Raw genomic sequence first — 2,311 nt, 5'->3', positions numbered from 1 at the left:
CCCGGTTCCTGGCGGACCTGACCGGGGACGGCAAGGCCGACATCGTGGCCTTCGGCGACGCCGGCGTCTACACCGCCCGCAGCCAGGGTGACGGCAGCTTCGCGTTCATCCCGACGCCCACCCTGCCCGACTTCGGCTACGCCGCCGGTGGCTGGCGGGTCGAGCGGCACCCGCGCCTGGTCGCGGACGTGACCAGCGCCGGGCACGCCGACCTCGTCGGCTTCGGCAACGCCGGCGTCCACCTCGCCCGCAACAACGGCGACGGCACCTTCGCCCCCCGGCAGCTGGCGGTCGCCGACTTCGGCCACGACCAGGGGTGGCGGGTGGAGAAGCATCCCCGGTTCCTGGTCGACGTGACCGGCGACGGCCGCGCCGACGTCGTCGGCTTCGGCGACGCCGGCGTCTACGTCAGCCTGGCCAACCCGACCGGCTTCGACCCGCCGCGTTTCGTGTTGCCGAACTTCGGCGCCGAGGCGACAGTCCTCGCCCTGGCGCAGAGTGACCGGGAGACGCAGGACGCCGGCGTCTGGCGGTCGAGCGACCGTGGCGCGACCTGGTCCCGCGTGCACGCGTTCCCCCGTCGCGGTTCGGCGCGGCTGGGCGGCGCCGGCCAGCTCGTCTGGGCGCCGGGCACCGCCGACCTGGTCTACGCCGCCGGCGGCAGCTCGCTGGCGGTCAGCACCGACGGCGGGGCCACGTTCACCGACGTCCTGCACCGGCCGACCGGTGACCTCCAACCGGTCAACCACGTGGCGGTCGCCGAGACGTCCGCCGGCAGCCTCCGGCCCCCGATCGTGTACGCGCTCACCGACGGGAAGGTCTTCGTCTCCGTCGACGCCGGCACGACCTGGGTCGCCGACGCCGGCGGGGTCCCGGCCACCGTCGGCGGCGCCACCGGCCTGGCCAACGCCCCGAACGAGCGGGTCATGGTGGTGTCGCCGCGCTCGCCGCTGGAGGTCTTCGCCACCGGGAACGCCAACCTGGTCCCGCCCCAGCTCTGGCGCGGCGACTACTCGCGGTTCGCGCAGACCGGCGCATCGGAGTGGACCCCCGTGCCGCTGCCGACGCTGGACAAGCAGTACAGCGGCAACGTGTTCGTCGCGGCGACCCGGCCCGGACGCGGCGAGGTGCTGTTCTACGGGCCGCAGCGATCCAAGGTGTTCGCCGCGCCGCTCGACCCCGCCTCCGCCGCCGACTGGCAGGAGCTCGACGACGGCCAGCACGCGCACGTCGACCTGCACGGCATCTTCCTGTCCGGCGACTTCGCAGCCACCTTCCGGGACGGGTCGTACACGCCGACCGCCGGCACGGTCTGGCTGGCGAGCGACGGCGGCATCTTCCGCAGCACCGACGGTGGCCGGCACGTCCACGCCGCGGGCAGCATCAGCACGCTGTCGGTGGTGAACATCGCCGGCCTCGCACTGCCCGGCCGGGGCCCGGTGATCTCGCTCAACACCGGCGACAACGACGGCTTCGCCTCACCCGACGGCGGGCGTACCTGGCGGCCGCAGGACTACGGCGGCGGCGACAACGACTGCTCCTTCGCCGACCCGCTGCGGCCGTCACAGATGCTGGTCCTCACCCCGCGTTGGAACACCGACGGCGGGTTGGCCGTCGGCGGCACCGGGCAGACCCTGGCCCTGTACGGGGCCGCCGACGGTGAACTCCCGGACGTCACCAGCACGGCGCGCCGGCAGATGATCCCCGGCCCGCCGCTGCGGCCGGGCTCGCGGATCTGGAACGCGAGCAGCCCCTTCGTCATCCGCGGGTACCGACCGGTCGTGCTCGACCTGCCGGGCGATCCGCCGCAGCCCGACGACCACGTCTTCATCCGCTTCTTCGGCAACTTCTCCTCGCCCGACCTGGGCACGTTCCCGGACAACCTGGCGGTCCTGCTGCGCGTGCGGAACCTCCGTGACGTGACGAAGCGCACGGACTGGAACACGCCCGGCAGCTGGCGGGTGGACCGGCACCCGCGCCTGCTCGCGGACCTGACCGGGGACGGCCACGCCGACATCGTGGGCTTCGGCGACGCGGGCGTGTGGACGGCGTTGAGCACGTCCGGTGGTTCGTTCGCCGACCCCCGGTTCGTGCTGGCGGATCTGGGCTACGACGCCGGCTGGCGGGTGGAGAAGCACGTCCGGGTGCTGGCCGATCTGACCGGGGATGGAAAGGCCGACATCGTGGCGTTCGGTGATGCCGGGGTGTACGTGGCGTTGAGTCAGGGCGACGGCACGTTCGCGTTCACTTCGGTGCCGGTGGTGGCCGGTTTCGGGGCGCAGGCCGGTGGCTGGCGGGTGGACCGGCACCC

Annotated in this window: 1 protein-coding gene; it reads left to right on the top strand. The window is 73.6% G+C overall.

What is annotated here, in order from left to right; all coding sequences use genetic code 11:
• Positions 1-2,311, top strand: a 2,311-nt coding sequence (locus GA0070213_RS30980) for an FG-GAP-like repeat-containing protein (RefSeq protein WP_175441568.1), incomplete at both ends; no start/stop codon positions are given.

The sequence above is a fragment of the Micromonospora humi genome (assembly GCF_900090105.1).
Taxonomy (GTDB): domain Bacteria; phylum Actinomycetota; class Actinomycetes; order Mycobacteriales; family Micromonosporaceae; genus Micromonospora; species Micromonospora humi.
The sequence above is the reverse complement of the archived record's forward strand: the minus strand, read 5'-3'. Positions and strand labels throughout refer to the sequence as shown.